This window comes from Enterobacter sp. Taxon_2 (genome assembly GCF_058355295.1).
Genome location: NZ_CM178024.1, coordinates 1158325 through 1182921, shown reverse-complemented (window position 1 = coordinate 1182921; position 24597 = coordinate 1158325). Strand labels below are relative to the sequence as shown.

Genomic DNA, 24597 nt, shown 5'->3' with positions numbered 1-24597 from the left:
CAACATCGCGCAGCAGAGCCGCCTGTTTCCCCTCACCCCCGCCCTCTCCCAAGGGGAGAGGGGGTCGTCCGTGCATATTTTCAGGATAACGATTTTCCCATGCCACATCTTTCCACCCGCGTGCTCCAGGGCCTGCTGACCCTGCTGCTCACGCTCTTCGGACTGCTGCTCGTCACGTTTGCGCTGTCGGCGTTTTCACCGGTCGATCGCGTGCTGCAGATCGTCGGGGATCACGCCAGCCAGTCGACGTACGATCAGGTTCGCCACCAGCTTGGGCTGGATCGTTCCCTGCCCGTGCAGTTCTGGCACTACCTGCAAAACCTTGCCCACGGTGATTTGGGCACCGCCAGCGCCACCGGGCAGCCGGTGCTGCAGGATCTGCTGCACGCCTTCCCCGCCACGCTGGAGCTGGCAACGCTGGCGCTAATTATCGGCACGGTACTCGGCGTGATTGCGGGTGTGCTGTGCGCCCGCTACGCCGGTTCGCCACTGGACTTCGCCATCAGAACCCTCACCCTGCTCGGCAATTCGGTGCCGATCTTCTGGCTCGGCCTGCTGATGCTGGCCCTGTTCTACGCGAAGCTGCAGTGGAGCGCGGGTCCCGGCAGGTTGGATGATATCTGGCAGTTCACCGTCGAACCGCGTACCGGCTTTGCGCTGATAGATACCTGGCTTTCCGGCGACCGCGAGGCGTTTCGCAACGCCATCAGCCACCTGGTGCTGCCGGTGCTGCTGCTGGCCTATTACTCGCTGGCGAGCATTACCCGCCTGACGCGCTCCGCCTGCCTCGGCGAAATGAACAAAGAGTACATCCTGCTCGCCCGCGCCAAGGGAGCCGGGGAGATGACCATCCTGCTGCGCCACGTGCTGCCAAACATTCGCGGCACCCTGCTGACGGTGATCGCCCTCGCCTACACCAGCATGCTGGAAGGCGCGGTACTGACCGAAACCGTCTTCTCCTGGCCGGGGATCGGGCGCTACCTCACCACCGCCCTGTTCGCCGGAGACACCACCGCCATCATGGGCGGCACGCTGCTGATTGGCGTCTGCTTCGTGCTGATCAATAACCTTACCGACCTGCTCGTGCGGGCGACCTATCCCAGGGTGCGCTGATGCCGTTTTATCTTTTCTTATGCCGCCTGCGCCGCTCCCCTGCCGCGTTTTGCGGGCTGGTGGCCATCGCGCTGCTGGTGTTTATCGCCCTGTTCGCCCCCTGGCTCGCGCCGCTTGACCCGAACTGGCAGGACGCCGCCACGCGCTTACAGGCCCCGAACGGCCAGCACTGGCTGGGTACCGACAGCTACGGGCGCGACCTGCTCTCGCGCCTGATTTATGGCACCCGTCCGGCGCTCGGGCTGGTGGCGCTGGTTACCGTTATCACCCTGCCTGCCGGGCTGCTGGTGGGGATTTTGTCCGGCTACTACGGCGGCTGGATGGAGCGCATCCTGATGCGCTTCACCGACGTGGTGATGTCGATGCCGCGCCTGATCCTCGCCTTCGCGTTTGTGGCGATGCTCGGCCCGGGGCTGGTCAACGGCGCGCTGGCGCTGGCCTTAACCACCTGGCCTGCCTATGCGCGTCAGGCGCGGAGTGAAATTCAGCGTCTGCGCCACAGCGATTATCTGGCCGCCGCCGAGATGATGGGCATTCGCGGCCTGCGCCTGCTGGTCGGCCATATTCTGCCCCTGTGCCTGCCGTCCGCGATTGTGCGCCTGGCGCTGGATCTGGCGGGGATTATTCTGGCGGCCGCCGGGCTGGGCTTCCTCGGTCTTGGCGCACGTCCGCCCATGGCCGAATGGGGCGCGATGATTGCCGACGGCATGCAGGTCATTTTCGACCAGTGGTGGATTGCCGCCATTCCGGGCGGGGCGATTCTGTTTGCCAGCCTGGCCTTTAACCTGCTGGGCGACGGCCTGCGCGACGTACTGGAGCCACAGCATGACTGAACACCGCGTCATCGTCGATGCGCTGAATATCGACTACCCCGCCGCGCGCGTGGTCAACAACCTGAGCTTCACGCTTGGCAACGAACGGCTGGCGCTGGTGGGGGAATCCGGCTCCGGCAAGTCGATGTCCGCCCGCGCCCTGATGGGGCTGGTGCGTAAGCCCGGCATCGTAAGCGCTAACCGGCTTAACGTGCTCGGCAACGACCTCCTGACCCTGAGCCCCCGCCGCTGGCAGGCGCTGCGCGGCAACGGGATTGCGATGGTCCTGCAGGACCCGCGCTACGCCCTTAACCCCGTGAAAAGCGTCGCCGCCCAGCTTGATGAGGCGCTTACGCTGCATCAGCGGCTGCCGCGTTCAGAACGCCAGGCACGCATTCACGACATCATCCGCGCCGTCGGACTCAACGAACATGTCCTCCAGCGCTACCCCGGTGAGCTTTCCGGAGGCATGGGCCAGCGGGTGATGATTGCGATTGCGCTGATCAACAACCCGCAGGTGCTGATTGCCGACGAACCTACCTCCGCGCTGGACGCCCGCCTGCGTAGCCAGATCCTCGAACTGCTGGTGCAGCAGTGCGAAGAACGCCGGATGACGATGCTGTTAATCAGCCACGATCTGCCGCTGGTGGCGGAGCACTGCGACCGCGTGCTGGTGATGTATCAGGGCGAAAAGGTGGATGAGATGGCGGCAAGCCAACTCCCGCAGGCAACGCATCCGTACACGCGCACCCTGTGGACCTGTCGTCCAGACGCCAGTACCTATGGGCAGATGCTGCCAACGCTCGACCGTTCGCAGCCGTGGAAGGAGGCCGATAATGGCGCTCGTTGAAGTAAAGGATCTCCAGGTGAGCTTCGGGGAGAAAACGGCGGTGTCCGCCGCCAGCTTTGCCATCGAGAAAGGTGAAACCTTCAGCCTGATAGGTGAATCCGGCTGCGGCAAATCGACCCTTCTGCGCGTGCTGGCTGGGCTGCAGCGCGACTGGCGCGGCAGTATTGCACTGCTGGGAGAAGCGTTAACGCCAGGGCGACGTTTTGAAGGCGAGCTTCGCCGCAACGTGCAGATGGTGTTTCAGGATCCGTGGGCGTCGCTGCACCCGAACCACACCATTGCGCGCACGCTGTCGGAGCCGTTAAGCATCCATGGCGAGACGCAAATCGCGGAAAAGGTGGCCAATGCACTACACGAGGTGGGGCTTTCTGCCGACGCGGGTAAACGTTATCCGCATCAGCTTTCCGGCGGCCAGCGCCAGCGCGTGGCCATTGCCCGCGCGCTGCTGCTGCGCCCGCAGCTTCTGCTGCTGGACGAGCCGACCTCGGCGCTGGATATGTCGGTACAGGCGGAGATCCTGAACCTGCTCAACCGCCTGAAGGCCGAGCACGAGATGACCTATCTGCTGGTGAGTCACGATGCGGACGTGATTGCCCATATGTCCGACCGGGCGGCGTTTATGTCGCACGGGGAGATCCAGAAGGTGTTTGACCATGAGGCGATGTTACGGGGCGAGCACAGGATGGGGTAAACCGTGCGGCGGTGCCCGGTGGCGCGGCGCTTACCGGGCCTACGTTTCGTGCCGCGTTGAGTTTTTTTGTAGGCCGGGTAAGGCGTAGCCGCCACCCGGCAAAACGTTACTTCAGCAGCTTCACCGTGGCATCAATGTCGATCTCATCTTCGGTGAAGATCAGCGTCGTGTTCTGGAAGGTGGTGATTGCCAGCTTCTTCACCGTGCGCATTTCGCCCGGCTTTTTCTCGGATTTCGGCTTGATGCTGTTCATCAGCAGCCCCACCGACAGCACCGCATTCTCTTTGTCGATTTTGGTATCCGCGGGCTCTTCTTCGTTGAATACCACGAAGGATTTGATGGAGGTGAGCTTCACGCGCTCGCCCGCAATAAAGAGATGTTTGCTTTCCGGGATCACCTTCACCGCGTAGGCGGAAAGGCCTTTGTTGTTGGTGGTCGGCTCGAAGGTCACCGCGGCATCTTTCTTAATCAGATCGGGGTTCGCGACCTTAATCACATGAAAATAGCGGTTATCGCCGTTTTCATCTTTGATAAATCCAAAGCCTTTATCTTTAAACCACGTTGTGATTGTACCGTTCATCGCTGTTACCGCCTGTCAGATCGTAATGACTAAAGTTTTGCAGCGCGCAGTGTAATGCACAATGGCGGAGGAGACAAAAAAAAGCCCCTGCACGGGTGCAGGGGAAAACTCATGTCAGAGCTTATTAGAATTTAGTTGAACACCATCCCACCATCAATTAAGAGCGACTGGCCGGTCATGTAGTCGGAATCCGGCCCCGCCAGGTATGAGACGCAGGCGGCGACATCTTCCGGTTCGGACAGGCGGCCAAGCGTGATGCGTTTGGCAAAGGTTTCGGTCCCGTAGCCGAGCGGTTTACCCGCCGCCTCGGAGACCTGACGGTCAATCTCTGCCCACATCGGCGTTTTAACGATGCCCGGGCAGTAGGCGTTAACGGTTATCCCCAGCGGCGCGAGATCCCGTGCCGCGGTCTGGGTCAAGCCGCGCACCGCGAACTTGCTGGAACTATAGACCGCCAGCTCCGGGTTGCCGGTGTGGCCCGCCTGGGAGCAGGCGTTGATGATCTTGCCGCCGTGCCCCTCTTTGCGGAACGCGTCAATCGCGGCCTGGATCCCCCAGATCACCCCTTTCACGTTAATGTTGTAGACCTTGTCGACAATATCCGGCGTGATGGATTCAATTGGGGTAGACGGCGCAATCCCGGCGTTATTGACGATCACGTTGAATCCGCCCAGCGCGGTGCGGGCTTTCTCCACCGCCGCAAATACCTGTTCGCGGTCAGAGACATCCACCTTCACGGCGACGGCGTTCCCGCCGTTACGGATGATTTCATCGGCGACGGCTCTTGCCGTCTCAACGTTATAGTCGGCGATGGCGACGGCAAAGCCATCCTTCACCAGGCGAAGCGCGATCGCTTTACCAATCCCCTGGCCTGAGCCTGTTACGAGAGCAACTTTTTGCATTTCTCTGTCCTTATGTTGATTCACAAAATCTGGCTGAGATGGAGCTGGCCCATCAGCAGCGGGTTATCGCTGTAGTCGACGGGAATGGCCACCACGGCCGGGCCATCCACATCCATCGCCGCACGCAGCGTGGGTTCGAGCGCGTCGGCGCTCTCCACGGCAAAGCCTCTCGCGCCAAAGGCGTCGGCATAGACTTTGAAATCGACCGGGCCAAACTCGACGCCGGAAAGACGCTGGTATTTTTTCTCTTCCTGAATGGCAACCATGTTGTAGCCGTTATCCACCCAGACGATGTGCAGCACGTTAGCGTTGAGGCGCACCGCGGTTTCCAGCTCCATGCTCGACTGCAGGAAGCCGCCGTCACCGGAGACCGAAACCACCTTGCGGCTCGGGTTGACCAGCCACGCGCCAATGGCCCACGGCAGCGCGACGCCCATGGTCTGCTGACCGTTGGAGATCATCACCTGACGCGCCCGGAAGCTGTAGAGATAGCGGGCGATCCAGATGTGGAAGCTGCCCATGTCGACGGTGAGCGTCACGTCGTTATTCACGATGTCCTGCATGGCGCGCACGATGCGCAGCGGATGCAGGGCAAACTGGTTGAGCGAGGCGCCGCGACGATCGAGCAGATCGCGTTGATGCTGACGATCGACCAGAATTTCGGAGGCCCGCTGGCTTAGCTCAAGCTTATGGTCGATACGGTTAGCGAGCTGATTCAGCGTTTCGGCGATGTCCCCCACCAGCTCCAGATCCGGCACGTAGTTTCGTTCTTCATAGGCAGGCAGCACATCGATGTGCACCAGCGTGGCGTCGCCGCTGTTCCACATGGACGGCTCGTATTCCACCGGACTATAGCCGATGCAGATAATCAGATCCGCCAGATGGAGCAGCCGGTCGCCCGCCTGATTATTGAAGAGACCGACGCGTCCGGCGAAGCGGGTGAAGTGCTCCTGGTTCACCGCCCCGGCGGCCTGATAGGTGCTGGTAACCGGAATGCGGCTTTTCTCCAGCAGCTTGCGCAGCGCCGCACTGTTGGCTGGCTGGCTCGCCATCAGCCCCAGCAGGATGACCGGGTTTTTGGCCTTTTCGATAAGCTTCGCCACGTCGTTGATGGCGGATTCCGGTGCCGGCCCCATCAGCGCGGGACCGCTGGCGGGCAAAATTGCCCCCGTGGCGGGCTGGTCGACAATATCCTGCGGCAGGCTGACGAATGCGCCCCCCGGCCTGCCGTGCTCGGCGGCGCGAAACGCGTTGGAAACCACCTCAGCAATCGCGTCCGGCGCACTCACCTCCACGGCGTATTTGGTGACCGGGCTGAACATGGCGACGGTGTCCATGCTCTGGTGCACCAGCTTGGCTTTATCTGCCCGCTTCACCGCCCCGCCCAGCGCCACCACCGGGTCGCCTTCGCTGTTGGCGGTGGCGATGCCGGTGATCAGGTTGGAACAGCCCGGCCCGGAGGTCACCAGCGCCACCCCGGCCTTGCCGGTCAGACGCCCTACCGCCGCCGCCATAAACGCCGCGTTGGCTTCGTGACGCACCGGAATAATTTCGATGGAGGAATCCAGCAGGGAATCAAAGACCTTGTCGATTTTCGCCCCCGGGATCCCGAACACCTGCTTCACGCCCTGCGCTTCCAGCTGGCCAACAACCAAATCGGCGCCGTGCGCCCACTGACGTGACTGTTTCTCACTGTTCACGGTAGTTCTCCTGTTAGTTTTCGACGGCACGGATCGCCGCATCCAGATTGCTGGGGTGAAGGTTGGCCTGTAAAAAGGCGCTGTCGGCGGGCAGATCGATCATCAGCTTGTGAATTTCACCGAAGGTGAGGACGCCGCTCTCCAGCTGGTAGTCGAGCAGATGGCCCCCGCCCTGACGGTCGTCGGTGATGAAATGCTCGTGATAGCCCGCCACGTTGATGCCCTGCATATGCTGCGGCGTGCGGAACCCGACCAGCACACCCTCGCGCTGGTTAAAGCGGAACACCGGCTGGTCGTCCAGCACGTCGGTCATCGCGCGGTACGGCGGCTTCTGGCGCGGTACGGTGCGGGTGTGGGCGTGACGGAAGTTGCCGTCGATGCGCAGCGCGCAGAACAGGTTATCGGAGGGGATCTGCTGGTCGATGACGTCGTGGATCTGCTGACGGCTCACCGGCGCATTGAAGGTGATACGATACTGCGGCTGGAACCAGGTCATAACCGCGAACGGCGTTTTCTGCTCCGGCTTCGCGGCCCGGGCGCTGCCGTCGGCGCGCAGCTGGTACACCTGGCTGCTGAAGGCAATCATTTCGCCGTCCAGTTCGTTGAAGGTACCCAGACCAAAATCACCGTGTGCCAGCAGATCGGCGATGGTGGTCTCTCCTTCATACACGCCGCTTAACAGGGCGCTCATTAGCGATGTCTGATAGATCACGCTGTCAGGATGCTGGGCGGAGAACCCGCGCAGGGTCTCGCACAAACTGGCCTCACAGTCGCAGGCAGATGAATGCATCATCATGCTCTTCCTCTTCAACTTTATTTAGAAAGGTTAAATAAATGTTGACCCGATTCAGCAGAGAGTTCCAATATAGAAACCATGCTGGTTTGAGACGTTTTAGATATGGAACTTCGTTATCTGCGGTATTTTGTCGCGGTAGCACGCGAGCGACACTTCACCAGGGCGGCCGAAGCGCTGGGTATTTCACAACCTCCTCTGAGTCAGCAAATCAAACGGCTCGAAGAGGAAGTGGGTACGCCGTTGTTCAGACGTCTGACGCGGGGCGTGGAGCTGACCGAAGCGGGAGAAGCCTTCTACGAGGATGCCTGCAAGATCCTGGCGCTGAGCGATGCCGCGCTGGAGAAAGCCCGCGGCATCGCGCGCGGGCTGAACGGCAACCTGTCGATTGGCATCACCAGCTCCGACGCTTTTCATCCCAAAATCTTTACCCTGATTCGCCAGTTTCAGGTGCAGAACATGGCGGTGCAGGTTCACCAGGTGGAAGCCAATATGTCGTCGCTGACGACGATGCTAGCAGAGGGTGAACTGGATATCGCCTTCGTGCGCCTGCCGTGCGAGAGCAGCAAGGCGTTCGAGTTAAAAATCCTCGACCGGGAGCCGATGGTGGTGGCGCTGCATCGCGATCATCCGCTGGCGGCGTGCGATTCGCTGGCGTTAGAGCAGCTTCGGGAGACGCCGGTGGTGTTGTTCCCGCAGGAGGTCGCGCCGGGCCTGTATGACCGGGTTCACGGCTGCTGCGAGCGGGCCGGGATTGACGTGCAGCACGCGCTGCAGTCGTCGCAGCTTTCGTCCTCCCTGAGCATGGTCTCTGCAGGCGGCGGGTTCGCGCTGGTGCCGAAATCCATGGCGGCCATTTCGCCGCCGAATGTCACCTATCACACGCTGAGCTCACCGGAGCTTTATACCGACATCGCGCTCTGCTGGCGGCGGTTTGAACGTTCGCGGACGGTAAAGCGGTTTTTGACGATGCTGAGCGAAGGGTGACGGCAGTGTGGCTGTGCCCGGCGGCGCTTCGCTTGCACGGGCCTACGGTTCGTGTCGCTTTTCTTTTTTCTCTTGTAGGCCGGGTAAGGCGCAGCCGCCACCCGGCAAGTCAGCCTCCGACGTTAAATCCAGACATCGTTCTCTGCGGTGCGATCCCCGCCTTCGTGTCCGGTATTCAGGACCCCGCAAGGTTCTATCATCATCATTTTTACCGTCGTTTCAGCAGACGTTTTATGTTCAACGCCTTGTGGCACTACGTACATTTCCCCCTGATTGACGAGCACATGTCCGTCACGAAAATCAATACGTAACACGCCCTCGACCACGATGAATGCCTCATCGGTTTCAGGGTGCGCGTGCCATATAAAATCACCCGATATTTTGACGATTTTAAACTGATAGTCGTTCATCCGGGCGATGACTTTCGGCTGCCAGTGCGCGTCGAAGAGAGAAAATTTATTTTCTAAATTAACAGGTTGATACATGGAGACACTTCCTATGGTTGAGAAGCGTCCAGGATAGAATAAGGTCAGCGTGCCGGTCTTGAACGATCGTGCAAATCAGGCACGGCTGTTTTGGATGAATTTTTGCCAGCGTCCCGGAGAGATCCCTAACGTTTTTATAAACTGTCGTGTCATATGACTTTGATCGGAAAACCCCGCGGCAGCGGCAGCCTCAGCAAGCGACAAGCCTGCCTGAATTAGGCGTCGACAGTATTCAAGACGACGCATGGTCACATAGCGATAGGGACTCGTTCCATAAAGCGCACGAAAATCCCGGCTCAGGCTCCAGCGATCCCTGCCACTGACGGTGGATAAGGTATCCAGCGTAATGTTCTGAATGAATTCAGTGTGTATATATTCGCGCGCGCGCTCTGCGGATTGATAATCCACCTTGTTCCGGCGAAAACGTTGCCCTCCCACGATGGCCAGCGCGTGGGCGAGATCGTAGAGCGCATCGTCTTCTTCCAGCGTATCGACAGATTCTTCTGGCGCTTTTAACAGCGGTTCGGTCGCGGCAAAAAGCCGGGGATCGGATGAAATCCCGCCGGGAATAAATGGCAAAGGCTTTCCGCCCAGGATTTTTTGAATTAACGCCGGATCGATATACAGCATTCGATACTGGAATCCCTCTGTTGTTCCCGCTTCTCCATCATGCACTTCGTCCGGGTGCAGGGCCATCGTTCCGCCCGGAAGGCTATGTTGTTGACTCCCCCGATAGTGAAAACTCTGCACCCCGGACAAGGTCCGGCCTATGGCGTAAGTGTCATGGCGATGCGGCTCATAGCCATGGCCGCTGAAATACGCCTCAATGCGCTCTATTTTCCCGGGTTGTTGCGCCAGTCTGACCCAGTCTTTGTTGGCTTTTGCATTCGTCATAGATGACACCTGATGCCCTGTGAGGGTGAAACAACACCATAAACGCATAGGGTGCAGTTTGGAAAGTCGTCGCTGGCAACGCGGCAAGACCTTGCGCTAACGCGGGGGTCGGGGCCGGGACTCCGCTGAAGGTAAGGTGGTATAAACGGGACTTATCCGCCCTAACATTCGCCAGACCAGGAATGCGCAAAGCGCAGTGATGACGGCGAGGAGACGAAAGAGCCAGACATAGGCTGAATCATAACTTTCCCTGAGTAATGGATGAGAAAGTTCCGGCAAAAGAGCGGCGGCCCGTTCAATATTGCCACTTCCCAGCCATGAAGCGGCACTATCAATACTTTTTGACGCATAACCGGAGAGGTTCTTTCTAAGATTGAGCGCGTTCATTTCCACTAAAAATGCTGACACCATAGCAAGCGCAATGCCCTCTCCCGCAACGCGAACAGTATTAAACAGGCCTGCTGCCATACCGGATTTTTCGACAGGCACGGAGGAAATAGCCAGGCCATCCATCAGCCCCCATGGAAGCGCGGCGCCCGCACCGGTTAAAACCAGTGAAAACACTAAGAGGTTGCTACTGGTGCTCTGTAAAGCCTGCCCGAGAATAAGCAATCCGGCTGCGGATAACATGAGTCCTGCGGCAGAAACAGCCCCGGGATTAAACCACCGGGTCATTAAGGCGGCGAATGAGGGAACGATCAGCATCGGAGCCGTCAGTGCCATAAGATAAAACGCACTCTGTGTCTCGCTCAGGCCGTCACCGCCCATAAAATGCAGCGGGAGGATAATCAACAGTACAACATAGCAATAGCAGGTTGCTACCGGCAGCAACAAGACGCCGGCAAAACGCGGCTCGCGCACAAGAGATAAGTCGAATACAGGATTTTCGACGTTCAGGCAGCGCACTATAAACGTGATAAAAAGCAGTAAAGCGGTAGCAAACAGAGCAAGGTTGGAGAGGGATAAGAACCCCCAGACAGGCACCAGCATGACCCCCGCGGTAAACAGAACCAGCGCAGCGGTAAACAGCGCTAAGCCTGCGTAATCCACCTGTCGATTTTCACTTTTTTCCGACATGGGAATAAACAACGAGCCCACCAGCATGACCGTTCCGGAGATCAGCGCCATCAAGGCATATACCCACCGCCAGCCCAGAACATCAGTGATAAACCCAATAACCAGAGGGCCGAAGGCTAATCCTGTGCCAAACATCGTCCCCAGGATACTGAATGCCCGGGTTCGGGCAACGCCCTCATAGAGCTGAGCGAGCACAGCACTCCCGCCCGCTAAAGTCATCGCTGCTGCGATACCCTGTAGTGACCTGAGCACGCTGATTAAAAAGAGATTATTGGCCAAGAATATGAGCGAACTGCTGAGGCCAAAGATCAATAATCCCAGGATGAATACCCGTTTTCTGCCTGCTGCATCTGCCATTATGCCTGCTGACAGGAGAAAGCTACCGAAGGTCAGCATGAATCCATTCGTCAACCATGAGAGTGCCGCAGCGGAACCGCCCAGTGCATGGCTGATTGCAGGGGTGGTCACCACTCCACCGGTAAAACTGACCGGCAGCAGTATGGCCGCCACGAAAATTGAGGCGGCGGCGGGGCTTCCTGCAAGCCGGAGAAATGAAGTTATGAAAGAGCGCATCGGGTTATCCTGGTTCGCGAGAAATACGTGAACCATGTTATTGCGGACAATTAGCAAGATAAATAGACTGAAAATACCAACTGAATAGAGATAAAGTTGATAATCAATGGATAGTTTGACGTCACTCACCTCGTTTGTCAGGACCGCGGAAACGCTGAGTTTTGTTCAGGCAGCAAGATTGCTAGGCATTTCAGCGTCAGCCGTTGGCAAAAATGTTGCCAGGCTTGAACAAAAACTGGGCGTCAGGCTTTTCAATCGCAGCACCCGGAGCGTAAGCCTGACGGCAGAAGGAGCGGTATTACTGGTTCGTTGTCAGCAGATCCTGGAACAGTTGCAGGACGCGGAGGCCGAACTGACCCGCCATATTGCTCAACCTTCTGGCAAACTCAGGGTTTCTCTTCCGGTAACAGGCTATCGATTGCTGTTATCCCTTCTACCGTCCTTCACCCGCCGCTACCCAGCTATAGAGCTGGAGCTGGACTTCAGCGATCGGCTGGTAAACATCATTGATGAAGGGTTCGATGTGGCGATACGCAGCGGTGAAATTGCGGACTCCAGGCTCACATCGAAGAAGCTTGGTAGCTTCCGTTTTGTTCTCTGCGCCAGCCCCGCTTATCTGCTGGAGTATGGTTCACCGGCATCCCCGGAGGATTTAAACAACCATAAGTGCATTCTCTACCGCTTTCCCTCAACTGGGTTATTACAGCCCTGGGAGATGCAGTGTGCGGATGGGATAAGTAACTTCACACCGGTTTCTGTCTTAACCGCCAACAATATTGAAGCCATCATCCGCATGAGCACTGCGGGAATGGGCATCAGTTACGTTCCTGATTTTGTCGTGAGTGACGCACTGGAAAAGGGAGAGTTAAGAGAAGTTTTATCGGGTTCATGTATACGACAAGAGCAATTTTCTGCGCTGTGGGCAACCAGACGCCACCTTTCCCCGAGAATTCGCTGCTTTATTGATTTCATGTCTGAAAACGGGATCTAAAAGCCGTAATTGTTTTGTTGATGCACGCTTCGGTACTACGTTTTCCTGGTAATTGTCTGCCGCAAACCATCTGTTACTCTGGCTGTGCTCAAAGGATGACAAGGAAGAACAATGCTGAACCCCGGATTCGTTACCCGCAAAGCGCTTGCTCAGTGGCGGGATGTTCCTGCTTTTCTCCCCCAGTTCCAGTTTCATGAAAAACACCGAGCGGTCATTCATACTGCGCATCCTGAAAATATTCTGCCGTTGATTGCCAACATTGACGTCCGGCAAGATGCCGTGATTCGTCGGCTGATGTCTTTGCGGCAATTGCCGCAAAGATTTCTGCGCAATCAGCAGGCTAACTCAATCAGCAACTTTGGGTTGCACAGCTTTACGCTTTTGAAAAGCTCAGCCTCTGAGCTCAGCTACGGCTTAAAAGGCCAATTCTGGAGGACTGATTTCGGTCTGGAAAACGCACCGGATGCCATTGCTTTTCAGTCTCCAGCCGCGCCGGGCAGCGCAAAACTGTTGCTCCGCTACCAGGTATCGGAACTGGCGCCAGGTCAACATGAACTCTGTACGGAGACCTTCGTCTATTGTCCGGACAAACGTACTCACCTAAAAATGGCAGCCTACTGGCTGGCAATACGGGCCGGGAGCGGCTGGATCCGAAGAAGGACGCTGAAAGCGGTTAAGTCGAATATTGAAGGGCTGGAATGAGCGAGGAGCAGCGCTATGCTGCATAGAAAACAGTCTTACCTTTGGCCTTTATCATAATGATCATCAGATTAGTTTCGCGCATCTGATAACCCCCCTGTTCAGCTCCCCGTTGACTTATTCACTCTGTGTTTTCATCATCCGTTTCTGAGACAACGCGAACCCGTTCGGTCTGAGAAGATCGAACGTAAGTTGACGACAGCAGCGCTAACCTTAAAAAGCGGGACTATTTGCTATGAATCCAAGGGAAAATATTGTCAGTACATTCAGTGAGTTGTCTGCAGAATTACAGCGTGCTGCCGAGTTCTCTCTACAGAATACCAATCAGCTGGTCGTGCTATCGATGCGTGCCTTCGCCAGTGAAGCCGGTGTAAAACCCGCCACGCTGCTGCGGTTAGCGCAACGATTGGGTTACAACGGTTGGGGTGAACTCAAGAACGCATTCATTGATGAACTCGGACTGCGCAATGATACATATGTATCCAAAGCCGAGAAATTGATTGCCAAAGGCACTCAGCCGCAGCTGTATGAAGAGGTGTTTCAGGCGCATCAGGCAAATTTGGCTTTCACACAGCATGAAAACCATCAGGCCATGGAGCAGGCTGTATCGCTGCTGGACGCGGCTGAGAATGTCTATATTTGCGGCTTCCGGGCCAGTTTTCCTATCGCCTGGTCGCTGTTTTATGTCTATCGACTGTTCAATCGGCAAGCATCACTCATTGATGGTCTGGCGAGCAATATCGAGGTGTTCACCCGCGAATTAACAGCACAAGATTGCCTGTTACTCACCAGTTTTGCCCCCTATTCGCGTGAGTCGCTCGATGTCCTGCGCGCGGCCCAGCAGGCAGGCGCGACAATCGTCGCCATTACGGATTCTCCCGTCTCGCCATTAGCTCAGGCTGCCGATTGCACGCTGCTGTTTTCCATCGACAGCCCGTCGTTTTTTCCTTCCGTGGTGTCCGGTATGGGGCTCGCCGAGTGTTTACTGGCGATGCTGGTCGCGCGCCATGGTCGGGATGCAGTCAATAAAATCGAAAATGCTGAACGCTATCTTATCGACTCTGGTGCCTATGTGGTGCCCGGGAAACCCTGAAAAATAATTCATTTGCATCCGGCATAAGAAAACAGAATGCATTTGGATCAAAATGAAATTGACGTGATACAAATGGATCCTGCAAGATGCGCTTTATTAGCACAGCGTATTCAGGAGCAGGACCCGCATGACCCATATCATTCACCGCAGTCTACGCAACACGCCCGCCGTGGCGGTACGCGCCCAGGGGGCGTACATTTTTGATGCACAGGGAAAACAGTATCTGGATGCCTGCGGTGGCGCCGCCGTTTCCTGTTTAGGCCACGCGCATCCGGACGTTCTGGCTGCGATGCATCGCCAGATCGATCAACTGGCCTATGCCCACACCAGTTTTTTTACCAGCGACACCGTTGAACAGCTTGCTGAACAGCTGACGCGCACGGCACCTGGCGATCTTAACTATGCCTATTTCGTTTCGGGCGGCTCGGAAGCGGTCGAAACCGCGCTCAAGCTGGCGCGCCAGTATTTTGTTGAGATCGGCCAGCCGTCGCGCACCAAATTTATCGCCCGTAAGCAGAGCTATCACGGTAATACCCTTGGGGCGCTCGCGGTGGGAGGCAACGAATGGCGCCGCCGCCAGTTTGCCCCGTTGTTAATCGACGTTATCCGCGTTTCGGCCTGCAACGAGTATCGCGACCGCCGCGCTGACGAAACCCAGCAGCAATACACCACGCGTCTGCTCAACGAGCTGGAGCAAGCGATTATTGAGGCCGGTCCCGACACCATTATTGGTTTCTGTGCAGAAACCGTGGTGGGAGCCACCACCGGCGCCACGCCGCCTACCCCGGGCTATCTTAAAGGTGTACGCAACCTGTGTGATAAATACGGCATCCTCTATATCGCGGATGAAGTCATGTGCGGCATGGGACGCACCGGCACATTGCATGCGTTTGAACAGGATGATGTGGTGCCGGATTTGGTGACCATCGCGAAGGGGCTGGGGGGCGGCTATCAGCCGATTGGCGCAGTATTAGCGAGCGAGAAGATTGTCTCAGCGCTGCAGGCCGGTAGCGGTCTGTTCCAGCACGGGCACACCTACATTTGTCACGCGACCGCCGCGTCCGCAGCGCTGGCCGTGCAGCAGGTGATCGCGCGCGATAATTTGCTGCAGGCGGTCAGGCAACAGGGGGCTTACCTGCACAACGCATTGCGTGAAGTGCTGGGGGAATTACCGCATGTCGGTGATACGCGTGGAAGAGGCTTGTTTGCGGGCGTTGAGCTGGTACGCGATAAAGCCAGCAAAACCCCCTTCGATCCTGCCCTGAAACTGCACGCAGCAATCAAAGCAAACTGTATGTCACGTGGGCTGATGGTCTATCCAATGGGTGGAACGATTGACGGGCAGTATGGCGACCATATCCTGATCGCCCCCCCGTTTATTGTCACGCCTGGCCAGCTCGACTTTGTAGTGGACACGCTGAACACCGTCATTCGCGAAGAGACCGGCAAATTATGATCAATCGTTTACCCCCACTGGCGGAGCATGAATGGGACGACCAGCAGCGTGCTTTGGCCGAAGAGATAATCAATGGGCCCCGCGGTGCGCTGCTGCCACCTTTCGAGCCGCTGCTGCGCAGTCCCGAGCTGATGGCGCATGCGCAACGCATGGGCGAATACCTGCGTTATCGCAGCGCGCTGGGACAGCGCCTGTCGGAACTGGCGATTTTGATGACCGCGCGGCACTGGTCACAGCCTGTGGAGTGGGCGATTCATGCGCCGATAGCGCGCGAGAAAGGTATTTCTGCCGCGGCAGTGCAGGCGATTAATGAAAAGCGTCTTCCAGAGGATCTGCAGCCGGATGAATGGGCGGTCTATCACTTTTGCAAGGAGTTACAGGAGCAGCAGAAGGTCAGCGATGCCACCTGGCAGCACGCTATCACGCTGTGGGGCGAGAAAGGCGTGGTGGATCTGATCGGAATTAATGGTTATTACAGTTTTCTCTCGATGGTAATGAACGGCGCACAGACGCCGGTACCCGACACCCGGGATGAGATTATTCCCGCATAAGTATCGTTTTAATTTTGGCGCATGAAAGTGCGCCCTGCATATCAACTTTTTTATTTCCCCACCCTGCCGATATATTTCGCCGGGTGACATTCATGCACGCTACTTCACTGACGCCGAGGGTTATCATGTCTGGATTATTCACTAAATTAAAAGTTACGTTAGCACTGGTCGCTTGCTCCGCCAGTTTTGTGGCGGAAGCACAGGATAAATTAACGGTTGGCGTTGATACCGCGTTTGTCCCCTTTGAATTTAAACAAGGCGATAAATACGTCGGCTTTGATATTGATTTGTGGGATGCGATTGCTAAAAAAATGCACGTCAGCTACGAATTACGCCCGATGGACTTCGGGGGGCTGATTCCGGGTTTGCAATCACGTAATCTGGATGTCGCCATGGCGGGCATTACGATAACCGACGCGCGTAAACAGGTCGTCGATTTCAGCGACGGTTATTATGATGCTGATTTATTAATGGCGGTGAAAAGCAGCGATAATACCATTACTAAATTCAGCGATTTAGCAGGAAAGAAAGTGGGATTAAAGCAGGGAACGGCGGCGGCCAGCTTTATGAAAAGCAAATATAAGGCGAACTATGTCGAATTCCCGAATATCGATAACGCCTATCTTGATTTGCAGGCAGGTAACCTGGATGCCGTGGTGCATGATTCCCCCAACGTGCTCTATTACGTAAAAACGGCAGGTGATGGCAAAGTGAAATCGACCGGCGAGACTGACAGCATTCTGCCGCAGCACTACGGCTTTGCGATGCAGAAGAACAGCAGCCTGACGCCGAAGATCAACGCCGCGCTGCAGGCGTTACGTGCGGACGGCACTTACAGCAAGATTTACGTGAAGTGGTTTGCTAAACAGCCAAAATAATCCCGCCAGGTCGGAGCGATCCGACCTCGTTGCATCTTAACGGGTAACATATGAATTTCGACAGTAAATATATTTGGGAGTCCCTGCCGCTGTTGTTGCAAGGACTACAGCTGACGCTGATTATTTCATTATCAGGCTTATTGGGTGGTTTTGTTATTGGCCTGCTGGCGGGAACCTGCCGGGCGCTCGGAGGAAAAATATCAAAGACAGTCTCGTTAGTCTTTGTTGAGTTAATCCGCGGGACGCCTATTATGGTGCAAGTGATGTTTATTTACTTCGCACTGCCCATGGTGTTACCGATTCATATTGATCCGGTAACGGCGGCCATTACGACTATTGTGATTAACTCGGGTGCTTATATTGCAGAAATCACCCGAGGGGCGATCCTCTCGATTAATAAAGGTTTTAGAGAGGCCAGCCTGGCAATGGGATTATCTCAGCGCAGCACGCTATGGCACGTCATTATGCCGCTGGCATTACGCCGTATGATCCCTGCGTTAGGTAATCAGTGGATTATCAGTATTAAGGACACCTCGCTGTTTATTGTGATTGGTGTGGCGGAATTGACTCGTCAGGGGCAAGAAATTATTGCCGGTAATTTCCGCGCGCTGGAAGTCTGGACCGCAGTGGCAATGATTTATCTGCTGGTGACGCTGTGCCTGAGTTTCCTGCTGAAGCAACTGGAGAAGAGGATCCATATTTTATGAGCATGGTTGAATTTAGCGCAGTGTCGAAAAATTTCGGTGCCACTCAGGTGCTGCACGACATCAATTTAAAAATTGACGCCGGCGAAGTCGTGGTGATCATCGGCCCTTCCGGTTCGGGCAAATCGACGCTGCTGCGCTGCATTAACAAGCTGGAGGAAATTTCCTCTGGCACGCTGCTGGTAGCGGGAATGCATATTACCGATCCTCACGCTAACGAATGTGATATCCGCCGCGAAGCCGGGATGGTGTTTCAGCAGTTCCATCTGTTCCCCCATCTGACGGCGCTGGAGAATGTGATGTTTGGTCCGGTTCGCGTACGCAAACAGAGCAAAGCCGCCGCGCGGGAGCAGGCGCTGGCGCTACTGGACCGCGTTGGCTTACGCGAACGCGCCAGTCACTACCCATCAGAGCTCTCTGGCGGTCAGCAGCAACGCGTGGCCATTGCCAGAGCCCTGGCGGTGAAACCGAAAATGATGCTGTTCGATGAGCCAACCTCAGCGCTGGACCCCGAATTACGGCACGAGGTGCTGAAAGTTATGCGCTCGCTGGCCGAAGAAGGCATGACCATGGTGATTGTGACCCACGAAATCGGCTTCGCCCGGGATGTGGCATCCCGGCTCATCTTTATTGATGGCGGTACCATTGCCGAAGATGGTCCACCTGATATGCTGCTGAATAGCAGTCGCAATCCACGCCTGAAAGAATTTTTGCAACACGTATCCTGAACAGAAGTGAATGATAATACTATGAAAAAAATCGAAATTCGTGGTTCCGCTTTTGCAGTAGGTCAGGAACTTGGCGCCTTTGGCCGCGAGGCCTGGCATGCAAAACTCACGCAAACGGCGTTGTGGCAAACCGTTACCGCCATGAAAGACGCAGAACAGACCCGAAGCATGCGCTCGCTGGTCCAGTCACACTATCCCCTGATCTGGCAGGAGCTGGAGGGATTGGCCGAGGGTCTGGATGCACCGTTTGATGAGGTGTTTGCCTGGAACTGCCGCGGCGATCTGGTGCGCTCAACATCAGATGGCTGTACCACGGTAGCGGGAAGAACCGCAGAGGGGGAGCTGATTATCGCGCATAATGAAGACGGTTTCCCGCAGCTTCGCAATGACTGCGCCATCGTCAGCATCACCCCGGATGACGGCCTGGCGTTCACCAGTTTCGCTTATCCGGGATCGATTTGCGGACATACCTTCTCCGTAAACGAAAAGGGGGTGGTGAATACGGTGAATAACATTCGCGCTTTGCACCGTCCGGACGGAATGCCGCGCCAGGTATTAGCCCGCGCCGCGCTGAATGCCGCCACCTTAGATGAAGCCATCACCATACTGACCACAGGGCCACGCGCCGGTGCATTTCATCATACGGTGGGACAAATGGGAGACAGCCGGCTGTTTAGCGTGGAAGCGACGGGAACAGGCTGTTCCGTCACGCCGCTGCGGGAGGTTTTCGCCCATGCTAATCACCTTATCCACCCTCAGCTTGACGCGGTTGAGCAGGTGATCACTGAAAGCTCCCGGTCACGCCAGCAGCGGCTAAACGCCTGGCTGGAGACGCAATATCACCTTGATGGTGCGGCGGCATTGGGTATTCTTTCAGACCAGCATGATCCCGCACTCCCGATTTATCGTCTCTCGCCACACGACCCGGATGAAGAGAACACGCTGGCCACGGCCATTTTTACCCTGAGTACGTCGGAGATAAAATGGCAGATATTCACACACGATCGGCAAAAACCTGCTTTACAGTCTTACTGAGCCGCTTCCGCACGTAATGCGGCCTGCACCGCTGGACGGGCACTGATTTTATCCCTGTATGCCAGCAGCGCAGGCCAGGGGCTCAGCTCAATGGAGAAGAACTTGCACCACCCTAGTACGGTAAAAAGATAGGCATCTGCCACGCTGAAGGTCGATCCCGTCAAATAAGCGCGAGTGGAGAGCGTTTCCTCAAGAAAACTGAACCGCCTGAAGAGCTTCTCACGAAAAATGGATTTGACCTCTTCGGGCAACACGCGATTGAAAAGAGGAGCCGATCCCGCGTGTATTTCACTGGTGATAAAGTTAAGCCATTCCTGAAGCCGCACCCGCTCCCAGCTGTCTGCGCGCGGTGCCAGCCCCCTCTCCGGCTTGAGGTCAGCGAGGTATTGCAAAATCGCTGGCCCCTCGGTCAGGACATTTCCATCATCCCGTTCAAGCGCGGCGACATAGCCTTTAGGGTTAATGGTCAGGAAGTCGCGCCCGTCAGCGGTAAGCTTGCTCCTGTTGTCCACTTTAACCAGCTCAAACTCAATCGCCAGTTCGCGAAGCACGATATGGGGTGAGAGTGAACAGGTGTCCGGGGCGTAATAGAGTTTCATAATCTCTCCGTTAAAGCTGTGAGTGATAAACATTCGGTTTGCATTCACTGTGCTTAAAACCGTTATCTCTGTAAAATTAATGATTCATAAATTAACTATTAGCTGAGCTACTGATATCCATGATGAATCTGTTGCACTGGCGCCTGGTGGTTGCCGTGGCGGACGCCAGTAATATTTCGCGTGCCGCTGAAGAGGTCGGCATGACGCAGTCGGGTGCCAGCCAGGCGATCGCTCAGTTAGAGGCTTCATTAGGATTTGCGGTATTTACGCGTGAGCGACGCCACGTCGGTGTTACAGCCCTGGGCGAGCGGGTTGTCAAAGAGGCAAGAAGCATGCTGGCACGGCTGGACGCCATCCGCACGCTGGCGGATGAGAGCCGCGGGCTGAGTGGCGGGCGCATTCGACTTGCCAGTTTTCCGTCTGTGACGTCCACGCTTTTGCCGGGGCTGCTGCGGGACGTGAAGCGCCTGCATCCTGAAATAGAGGTGGTCGTACTGGAAGGTACGGACCAGGAGGTCGAAGAGTGGCTTGCGGCAGATACGGTTGATCTCGGCGTGGTCATGAACCCTGTTCCCGGACGCGCGGATGCGATCCTGGGGCAAGATGCATGGGTCGCGGTGCTGCCAGCCAACCACCGCCTGGCTCGCTATACACGCACGCGCGGCATCACCCTTGAGGAACTGGCAGACCAGCCCTTCGTACTCGCCACAGGCGGTTGTGCCGTCAATGGAAAAAGCCTGATGGAACAGGCAGGCTTGCAGTTGTCTGACGTGCAGGTGACCGTCCGCGACTGGATTAGCGCCTGCCTGCTGGTACGCGAAGGCTTGGGCGTCGCACTGATACCTGAATCCGCCCTGCCGGATGAATTACGCGGTTTGTGCATCGTGCCCGTGACGCCTTCGCTGTGCCGGGAGTTTGGGCTTGTTTGTTCCCTGGCGGGCAAAGCTTCCCGCGCGACGCAGACGTTATTAGAAGGATTGATCAAAATGAAAAAGTCTGCGTAAAGAGTAACCGCGGTACAAAATGTGCCCGGCGGCGCTGCGCTTGCGCGGGCCTACGGTTCGTGTCGCGGTGGGTTTGGTTGATGGTTTTGTAGGCCGGGTAGGCGTAGCCGCCACCCGGCAACGCCCTTCTGGAAGCCGCCTCGCAAACCCGCAAGCAACCTGATGTAATTCAGGGTAATCCCTTTTCATCCCTTGTTCGCGGTCGTAAAGTGCCTGCGTTGCGGCACATCCGTAACCGGGCGTAGGAACCCGTTAGCATAACATGACATTTTTTTGCACAACGAGGATGCTAAATGGCTACTACTCCTGAATTTTCTTACGCGCTCTCTGCGGAAAGCGCTGTTTGTCACCTCATCAACAATTCAATTTCCGAATCTGCGGATCTCTTCCAACTGGCCGATGCCTGTACTGCATATGTAAGCGTGCTGGTGGAAACTGACGACGAAGTGACATACACCACGCTCTGTAAGCGGTTGCTGGCTGCGCTGAAGCGACTACGGGAGTGCTGTGATGCTGAACTCCCGCCGTATCTGGTTGAACAGCTGATTGCGGGAGAAAAAATGGTTTCCTGCGTGCCGGACTGCTGGCAAGAGACGACGCTGCAGGTGGACTATGCCGTGGCGTTAACGCTGGCGGTGATGGGCGGAACACTGCCTGCGAGCGTGGCGAAAGAGCTGACCGGGCTGCTGCATGATATGGTCTGGCTAATGGCGGAGTTTGTGAAGGAGCCGTATATCGCGGCGCACTGAGGTGTGAGATGGGAGGCCGGAAAACTGTTGAGTAAGAAGCAGGAATTTCGGCCTTACGCAAAATACAATGTTGTTTGTTGAATGCCCCTTAAGAGCGAGAAACGGACGGTTCTCTACTGATTGAACCACAATCTGGTGAGGCGTCATATGTAGCTCAAATAACCGCTCATGAAAGTCTTTTTTTTGCCGATATAACATGGATGTTTATGTACTGAAGTTAAGTATGTTTCTTTATTGACTGTGATAAAGACATAGTTTTTATTAAATAGGGAATAATGATGATTAGAATTCTAGGGTTTATATTTTTGTTACTTACGGCAGGGTGTTCAACGCCTGGAAAACCAGCTTTCTATTATACCTGGACACAGTACAAAACCGGTGTTGAAGTGATGCTGGTCAACGAACCGCAGTACAAAGATGGTTTTGATGGAATTCTTCGCCTTGACGATAAAGGCAAATACGCAGTAATGGCTATATACAACGGTGGGGATATGTCGAGTCACTTCGGATATGTCACCAAGGACAGTCTCGAAAGTTGGATAACCATGTACACTGACTTTTTAAAATGGGATCCGCAAAATCCAGCGCAGCCGACAAAATTCACTATTCTGGATAATCTTTCGTGGACCCATAAAGACTACGATGTTGAGTATCGATTCGTGAACGGTAAAAAGCTATTTGTTATCAATAAGCACAGTACTGGAAACTGGTTTGTGGACTTCTCAGAGCTCTCCATGGATGAAGCCAATGTCGCAACGCTGACTAATGTCTATATCGATCTGAGACAGAAGCTGAAATAGCCAGTCAACAGCCCTCGACCGGGCCTCATTTGGAGGTTTTCCTTGACTGGCAGAGGTAATCTAATCGTCTGCATTGTACCTCTCCGGTGAATGCAATGCAGACTTAGCAATTTGCTAACGCATTGACTTGAAAATGTTTTCATATTGTTAACATTGCGTATGCGTTAGTTCTATTTTTTATATTTTGATAACATCAACTCTGTTAAAACCATCACCAGGACAACTTTTGACTCATTAGTGGGTTCTGTATCAAATTTTGTATGGAATAAATTACATAGATTAAATAACCCCATTTATGTTCCAGGGATTTTTTCTTTGAGATGTGTCGCAATATAAGCTTGTCTTCCAGAGTGAGAACTGGAAGTGAAAGGACAAGGTGTGTATAAATGAGGTGTTCTTTATATAACACTACTTGCTTATAGTGATGCAGTTGCATCTGCTGAAAAATTGATAGATGAGTAATTATAACGCCGGTGATCAGTCGGCACTCTGGCCTTTTCATCCGGCAATTATGTTCAGGCTACCACTCTGTCTGCAAAATTACCCGGTATGTCGGCTACGATTGTCATGCCCCATGATGCTCCAGCCAAAGTATCGGCGACAAAAGTTAAGGCATCTGCCTTTTATCTAAGGAATAAGTCATGTTTAAGCCTATAAATCATCCTGTCGCGTTTGCGCTAACACTAGTATATGCCTCGCTATTTACTCATGGTTCTCAGGCTGCAACGGCCTCGCCGTCATTAACGACATATAGCCAAAAAGCGACTGAAGCTCTGCCTAAATTGATGATCCTTGCTACCGGCGGTACCATTGCTGGACAGAGCACTGGTGAAGACTCCAGCTCTATCGGATACACATCCGGCGCCATCAGCCCAAGAGTATTGCTTGCAGCCGTTCCAGGATTGGATAAAAAAGCCCAGCTTAGTAGTGTCCAGGTCGCATCCATTGGTTCTCAGGACATGAATGATAAAATCTGGTTTGATCTTGCCCAAAAGATCGACGATCTGTTCAGTACAGGTGCCGCTGACGCTATTATTATTACCCATGGCACGGATACTCTTGAAGAAACAGCTTTTTTCCTCAGTCTGGTAATACATCACCCCCAACCTGTTATTATTACTGGAGCCATGCGACCGGCGACAGCAACTGGTGCAGATGGCCCTGCTAATTTGCTTGAATCTGTGAATGCTGCTGTGGACAAACAATCGAAGGGACGGGGAGTAATGATTGTGATGAATGACACTATCCAGTCACCGATTTGGTCCACGAAATCGGATACAACCGGAGTGGCTACTTTTCAGTCACCTTACGCCGGCCCACTGGGTTATGTCGATGCGGCAGAAGTTCATTATATTACCCCGGTGCCGGCAGAATCTCGTCTGTCTCTACAATTACCTGCGTCCCATAAACTTCCGCGGGTTGAGATCATTTATGCCCACAGTAATATGGACGATGTCCAAATCAACAATGCGGTGCGTGATGGTGCAAAAGGAATTATCCTCGCCGGCGTGGGAGACGGAAATACATCCGCCTCAGCGTTAGCCGCGCTCAAAGCAGCCCGGGAGCATGGACTTGTCGTGGTCCGCGCATCGCGCTCCTATACAGGAGCAGTAAAACGTAACGTGGAGGTCGATGATAACAAAGCCGGCTTTGTTGTTTCGTCGGGGCTGAATCCGGCAAAAGCACGGATCCTTACTCAGCTTCTGCTTGCAAACGGAAAGACTTCACCAGAAAACGTTCAGGCCGCATTCTGGTCTGTTACCGGCCATAAAAACTGACGTTAAAATACCCTTCGATAAGAGGCGTTTTCGATGCTTTTACAGATAATTTTTTTATCTGGGGAAACGCCTGTG

The 24597-nt window shown here is 55.2% G+C and carries 26 protein-coding genes and 1 pseudogene; 19 read left to right on the top strand and 8 right to left on the bottom strand.

All coding sequences use genetic code 11. The annotated features are described in order from the left end of the window. Positions 1–99: 99 nt before the first annotated feature. From AC4IC4_RS05480 to AC4IC4_RS05465, 4 genes are read left to right on the top strand one after another with little or no spacing between them, the layout of a single operon-like run. Positions 100–1113, top strand: coding sequence for an ABC transporter permease (locus tag AC4IC4_RS05480; RefSeq protein WP_491472309.1), 1014 nt, complete (start codon positions 100–102; stop codon positions 1111–1113). Next, positions 1113–1946 carry an ABC transporter permease gene (locus tag AC4IC4_RS05475; RefSeq protein ID WP_491472308.1) on the top strand — a complete coding sequence of 278 codons (834 nt, stop codon included), beginning with the start codon at positions 1113–1115 and terminating at the stop codon, positions 1944–1946. The genes AC4IC4_RS05480 and AC4IC4_RS05475 overlap by 1 nt, the downstream gene beginning before the upstream one ends. Next, positions 1939–2775 carry an ABC transporter ATP-binding protein gene (locus AC4IC4_RS05470; protein WP_491472307.1) on the top strand — a complete coding sequence of 279 codons (837 nt, stop codon included), beginning with the start codon at positions 1939–1941 and terminating at the stop codon, positions 2773–2775. Before AC4IC4_RS05475 ends, AC4IC4_RS05470 begins: the two co-directional genes overlap by 8 nt. After that, positions 2762–3466, top strand: a complete 705-nt coding sequence (locus tag AC4IC4_RS05465; protein WP_491472306.1) for an ABC transporter ATP-binding protein — start codon at positions 2762–2764, stop codon at positions 3464–3466. The genes AC4IC4_RS05470 and AC4IC4_RS05465 overlap by 14 nt, the downstream gene beginning before the upstream one ends. Positions 3467–3572: 106 nt before the next feature. Here AC4IC4_RS05465 and AC4IC4_RS05460 read toward each other — a convergent pair whose 3' ends face one another. The 4 genes from AC4IC4_RS05460 to budA form a co-directional block, all read right to left on the bottom strand. After that, positions 3573–4046 (bottom strand): cold-shock protein, encoded by a 474-nt coding sequence (locus AC4IC4_RS05460; protein WP_029741637.1) that lies wholly within the window; start codon positions 4044–4046, stop codon positions 3573–3575. Between the two features lie 131 nt (positions 4047–4177). Next, positions 4178–4948, bottom strand: coding sequence for a (S)-acetoin forming diacetyl reductase (locus AC4IC4_RS05455; protein WP_024906954.1), 771 nt, complete (start codon positions 4946–4948; stop codon positions 4178–4180). A 20-nt stretch (positions 4949–4968) separates the two neighbouring features. After that, positions 4969–6690 carry an acetolactate synthase AlsS gene (alsS, locus tag AC4IC4_RS05450; RefSeq protein ID WP_491472305.1) on the bottom strand — a complete coding sequence of 574 codons (1722 nt, stop codon included), beginning with the start codon at positions 6688–6690 and terminating at the stop codon, positions 4969–4971. Beyond that, positions 6662–7441, bottom strand: coding sequence for an acetolactate decarboxylase (budA, locus tag AC4IC4_RS05445; protein WP_024906952.1), 780 nt, complete (start codon positions 7439–7441; stop codon positions 6662–6664). Before budA ends, alsS begins: the two co-directional genes overlap by 29 nt. 105 nt (positions 7442–7546) lie before the next feature. Here budA and AC4IC4_RS05440 point away from each other — a divergent pair, with 105 nt between their 5' ends. Beyond that, positions 7547–8428, top strand: coding sequence for a LysR family transcriptional regulator (locus AC4IC4_RS05440; RefSeq protein ID WP_032649661.1), 882 nt, complete (start codon positions 7547–7549; stop codon positions 8426–8428). A gap of 122 nt (positions 8429–8550) precedes the next feature. Here the strand turns inward: AC4IC4_RS05440 and AC4IC4_RS05435 are convergent, their stop codons facing one another. The 3 genes from AC4IC4_RS05435 to AC4IC4_RS05425 all read right to left on the bottom strand — a co-directional run bounded on the left by AC4IC4_RS05435 (position 8551) and on the right by AC4IC4_RS05425 (position 11457). Further along, positions 8551–8913, bottom strand: a complete 363-nt coding sequence (locus tag AC4IC4_RS05435; protein ID WP_491472304.1) for a cupin domain-containing protein — start codon at positions 8911–8913, stop codon at positions 8551–8553. Between the two features lie 75 nt (positions 8914–8988). Beyond that, positions 8989–9807, bottom strand: a complete 819-nt coding sequence (locus AC4IC4_RS05430) for an AraC family transcriptional regulator (RefSeq protein WP_491472303.1) — start codon at positions 9805–9807, stop codon at positions 8989–8991. Positions 9808–9903: 96 nt separating this feature from the next. Continuing rightward, positions 9904–11457, bottom strand: a complete 1554-nt coding sequence (locus AC4IC4_RS05425) for an MFS transporter (protein ID WP_491472796.1) — start codon at positions 11455–11457, stop codon at positions 9904–9906. Between the two features lie 106 nt (positions 11458–11563). Here AC4IC4_RS05425 and AC4IC4_RS05420 point away from each other — a divergent pair, with 106 nt between their 5' ends. The 9 genes from AC4IC4_RS05420 to AC4IC4_RS05380 all read left to right on the top strand — a co-directional run bounded on the left by AC4IC4_RS05420 (position 11564) and on the right by AC4IC4_RS05380 (position 19592). Further along, positions 11564–12448 (top strand): LysR family transcriptional regulator, encoded by an 885-nt coding sequence (locus tag AC4IC4_RS05420; RefSeq protein WP_491472302.1) that lies wholly within the window; start codon positions 11564–11566, stop codon positions 12446–12448. A 111-nt stretch (positions 12449–12559) separates the two neighbouring features. Further along, positions 12560–13150 (top strand): hypothetical protein, encoded by a 591-nt coding sequence (locus tag AC4IC4_RS05415; protein WP_491472301.1) that lies wholly within the window; start codon positions 12560–12562, stop codon positions 13148–13150. A gap of 232 nt (positions 13151–13382) precedes the next feature. After that, positions 13383–14240 carry a MurR/RpiR family transcriptional regulator gene (locus tag AC4IC4_RS05410; protein WP_032649670.1) on the top strand — a complete coding sequence of 286 codons (858 nt, stop codon included), beginning with the start codon at positions 13383–13385 and terminating at the stop codon, positions 14238–14240. A gap of 127 nt (positions 14241–14367) precedes the next feature. Beyond that, on the top strand, positions 14368–15696 hold the full coding sequence (locus tag AC4IC4_RS05405) for an aspartate aminotransferase family protein (protein WP_048993199.1): 1329 nt from the start codon (positions 14368–14370) through the stop codon (positions 15694–15696). Beyond that, positions 15693–16247, top strand: a complete 555-nt coding sequence (locus AC4IC4_RS05400; RefSeq protein WP_491472300.1) for a carboxymuconolactone decarboxylase family protein — start codon at positions 15693–15695, stop codon at positions 16245–16247. Before AC4IC4_RS05405 ends, AC4IC4_RS05400 begins: the two co-directional genes overlap by 4 nt. 125 nt (positions 16248–16372) lie before the next feature. After that, positions 16373–17125 (top strand): glutamine ABC transporter substrate-binding protein GlnH, encoded by a 753-nt coding sequence (gene glnH, locus AC4IC4_RS05395; protein WP_032649674.1) that lies wholly within the window; start codon positions 16373–16375, stop codon positions 17123–17125. Between the two features lie 50 nt (positions 17126–17175). After that, the gene (glnP, locus tag AC4IC4_RS05390; protein WP_024906945.1) at positions 17176–17832 is read left to right on the top strand and encodes a glutamine ABC transporter permease GlnP; all 657 of its coding nucleotides are present in this window, start codon (positions 17176–17178) and stop codon (positions 17830–17832) included. Between the two features lie 2 nt (positions 17833–17834). Beyond that, on the top strand, positions 17835–18557 hold the full coding sequence (gene glnQ / locus AC4IC4_RS05385) for a glutamine ABC transporter ATP-binding protein GlnQ (RefSeq protein ID WP_024906944.1): 723 nt from the start codon (positions 17835–17837) through the stop codon (positions 18555–18557). Positions 18558–18578: 21 nt separating this feature from the next. Continuing rightward, positions 18579–19592, top strand: coding sequence for a C45 family autoproteolytic acyltransferase/hydrolase (locus AC4IC4_RS05380; RefSeq protein WP_491472299.1), 1014 nt, complete (start codon positions 18579–18581; stop codon positions 19590–19592). Here the strand turns inward: AC4IC4_RS05380 and gstA are convergent. Then, positions 19586–20191 (bottom strand): glutathione transferase GstA, encoded by a 606-nt coding sequence (gene gstA, locus AC4IC4_RS05375; RefSeq protein WP_491472298.1) that lies wholly within the window; start codon positions 20189–20191, stop codon positions 19586–19588. The two genes, AC4IC4_RS05380 and gstA, sit on opposite strands and share 7 nt — an antisense overlap. A 119-nt stretch (positions 20192–20310) precedes the next feature. Here gstA and AC4IC4_RS05370 point away from each other — a divergent pair, with 119 nt between their 5' ends. The 5 genes and pseudogenes from AC4IC4_RS05370 to AC4IC4_RS05350 all read left to right on the top strand — a co-directional run bounded on the left by AC4IC4_RS05370 (position 20311) and on the right by AC4IC4_RS05350 (position 24522). Beyond that, positions 20311–21195, top strand: coding sequence for a LysR family transcriptional regulator (locus tag AC4IC4_RS05370; RefSeq protein ID WP_491472297.1), 885 nt, complete (start codon positions 20311–20313; stop codon positions 21193–21195). A gap of 293 nt (positions 21196–21488) precedes the next feature. Beyond that, the gene (locus AC4IC4_RS05365; protein WP_491472296.1) at positions 21489–21944 is read left to right on the top strand and encodes a hypothetical protein; all 456 of its coding nucleotides are present in this window, start codon (positions 21489–21491) and stop codon (positions 21942–21944) included. Between the two features lie 275 nt (positions 21945–22219). Next, positions 22220–22744, top strand: coding sequence for a hypothetical protein (locus AC4IC4_RS05360; RefSeq protein WP_491472295.1), 525 nt, complete (start codon positions 22220–22222; stop codon positions 22742–22744). A 489-nt stretch (positions 22745–23233) separates the two neighbouring features. Continuing rightward, a pseudogene (locus AC4IC4_RS05355) lies at positions 23234–23350 on the top strand (serine dehydratase); the annotation flags it as partial. Positions 23351–23385: 35 nt separating this feature from the next. Beyond that, positions 23386–24522 carry an asparaginase gene (locus AC4IC4_RS05350; protein WP_053084269.1) on the top strand — a complete coding sequence of 379 codons (1137 nt, stop codon included), beginning with the start codon at positions 23386–23388 and terminating at the stop codon, positions 24520–24522. The last annotated feature ends 75 nt before the right edge of the window (positions 24523–24597 follow it).

Excerpts from the sequence above, each read along its gene's own strand:
- AC4IC4_RS05480 (WP_491472309.1), top strand. The coding sequence starts at position 100 with ATGCCACATCTTTCCACCCGCGTGCTCCAGGGCCTGCTGACCCTGCTG.
- AC4IC4_RS05475 (WP_491472308.1), top strand. The coding sequence starts at position 1,113 with ATGCCGTTTTATCTTTTCTTATGCCGCCTGCGCCGCTCCCCTGCCGCG.
- AC4IC4_RS05470 (WP_491472307.1), top strand. The coding sequence starts at position 1,939 with ATGACTGAACACCGCGTCATCGTCGATGCGCTGAATATCGACTACCCC.
- AC4IC4_RS05465 (WP_491472306.1), top strand. The coding sequence starts at position 2,762 with ATGGCGCTCGTTGAAGTAAAGGATCTCCAGGTGAGCTTCGGGGAGAAA.
- AC4IC4_RS05460 (WP_029741637.1), bottom strand. The coding sequence starts at position 4,046 with ATGAACGGTACAATCACAACGTGGTTTAAAGATAAAGGCTTTGGATTT.
- AC4IC4_RS05455 (WP_024906954.1), bottom strand. The coding sequence starts at position 4,948 with ATGCAAAAAGTTGCTCTCGTAACAGGCTCAGGCCAGGGGATTGGTAAA.
- alsS (WP_491472305.1), bottom strand. The coding sequence starts at position 6,690 with ATGCGGCGATCCGTGCCGTCGAAAACTAACAGGAGAACTACCGTGAAC.
- budA (WP_024906952.1), bottom strand. The coding sequence starts at position 7,441 with ATGATGCATTCATCTGCCTGCGACTGTGAGGCCAGTTTGTGCGAGACC.
- AC4IC4_RS05440 (WP_032649661.1), top strand. The coding sequence starts at position 7,547 with ATGGAACTTCGTTATCTGCGGTATTTTGTCGCGGTAGCACGCGAGCGA.
- AC4IC4_RS05435 (WP_491472304.1), bottom strand. The coding sequence starts at position 8,913 with ATGTATCAACCTGTTAATTTAGAAAATAAATTTTCTCTCTTCGACGCG.
- AC4IC4_RS05430 (WP_491472303.1), bottom strand. The coding sequence starts at position 9,807 with ATGACGAATGCAAAAGCCAACAAAGACTGGGTCAGACTGGCGCAACAA.
- AC4IC4_RS05425 (WP_491472796.1), bottom strand. The coding sequence starts at position 11,457 with ATGCGCTCTTTCATAACTTCATTTCTCCGGCTTGCAGGAAGCCCCGCC.
- AC4IC4_RS05420 (WP_491472302.1), top strand. The coding sequence starts at position 11,564 with ATGGATAGTTTGACGTCACTCACCTCGTTTGTCAGGACCGCGGAAACG.
- AC4IC4_RS05415 (WP_491472301.1), top strand. The coding sequence starts at position 12,560 with ATGCTGAACCCCGGATTCGTTACCCGCAAAGCGCTTGCTCAGTGGCGG.
- AC4IC4_RS05410 (WP_032649670.1), top strand. The coding sequence starts at position 13,383 with ATGAATCCAAGGGAAAATATTGTCAGTACATTCAGTGAGTTGTCTGCA.
- AC4IC4_RS05405 (WP_048993199.1), top strand. The coding sequence starts at position 14,368 with ATGACCCATATCATTCACCGCAGTCTACGCAACACGCCCGCCGTGGCG.
- AC4IC4_RS05400 (WP_491472300.1), top strand. The coding sequence starts at position 15,693 with ATGATCAATCGTTTACCCCCACTGGCGGAGCATGAATGGGACGACCAG.
- glnH (WP_032649674.1), top strand. The coding sequence starts at position 16,373 with ATGTCTGGATTATTCACTAAATTAAAAGTTACGTTAGCACTGGTCGCT.
- glnP (WP_024906945.1), top strand. The coding sequence starts at position 17,176 with ATGAATTTCGACAGTAAATATATTTGGGAGTCCCTGCCGCTGTTGTTG.
- glnQ (WP_024906944.1), top strand. The coding sequence starts at position 17,835 with ATGGTTGAATTTAGCGCAGTGTCGAAAAATTTCGGTGCCACTCAGGTG.
- AC4IC4_RS05380 (WP_491472299.1), top strand. The coding sequence starts at position 18,579 with ATGAAAAAAATCGAAATTCGTGGTTCCGCTTTTGCAGTAGGTCAGGAA.
- gstA (WP_491472298.1), bottom strand. The coding sequence starts at position 20,191 with ATGAAACTCTATTACGCCCCGGACACCTGTTCACTCTCACCCCATATC.
- AC4IC4_RS05370 (WP_491472297.1), top strand. The coding sequence starts at position 20,311 with ATGATGAATCTGTTGCACTGGCGCCTGGTGGTTGCCGTGGCGGACGCC.
- AC4IC4_RS05365 (WP_491472296.1), top strand. The coding sequence starts at position 21,489 with ATGGCTACTACTCCTGAATTTTCTTACGCGCTCTCTGCGGAAAGCGCT.
- AC4IC4_RS05360 (WP_491472295.1), top strand. The coding sequence starts at position 22,220 with ATGATGATTAGAATTCTAGGGTTTATATTTTTGTTACTTACGGCAGGG.
- AC4IC4_RS05350 (WP_053084269.1), top strand. The coding sequence starts at position 23,386 with ATGTTTAAGCCTATAAATCATCCTGTCGCGTTTGCGCTAACACTAGTA.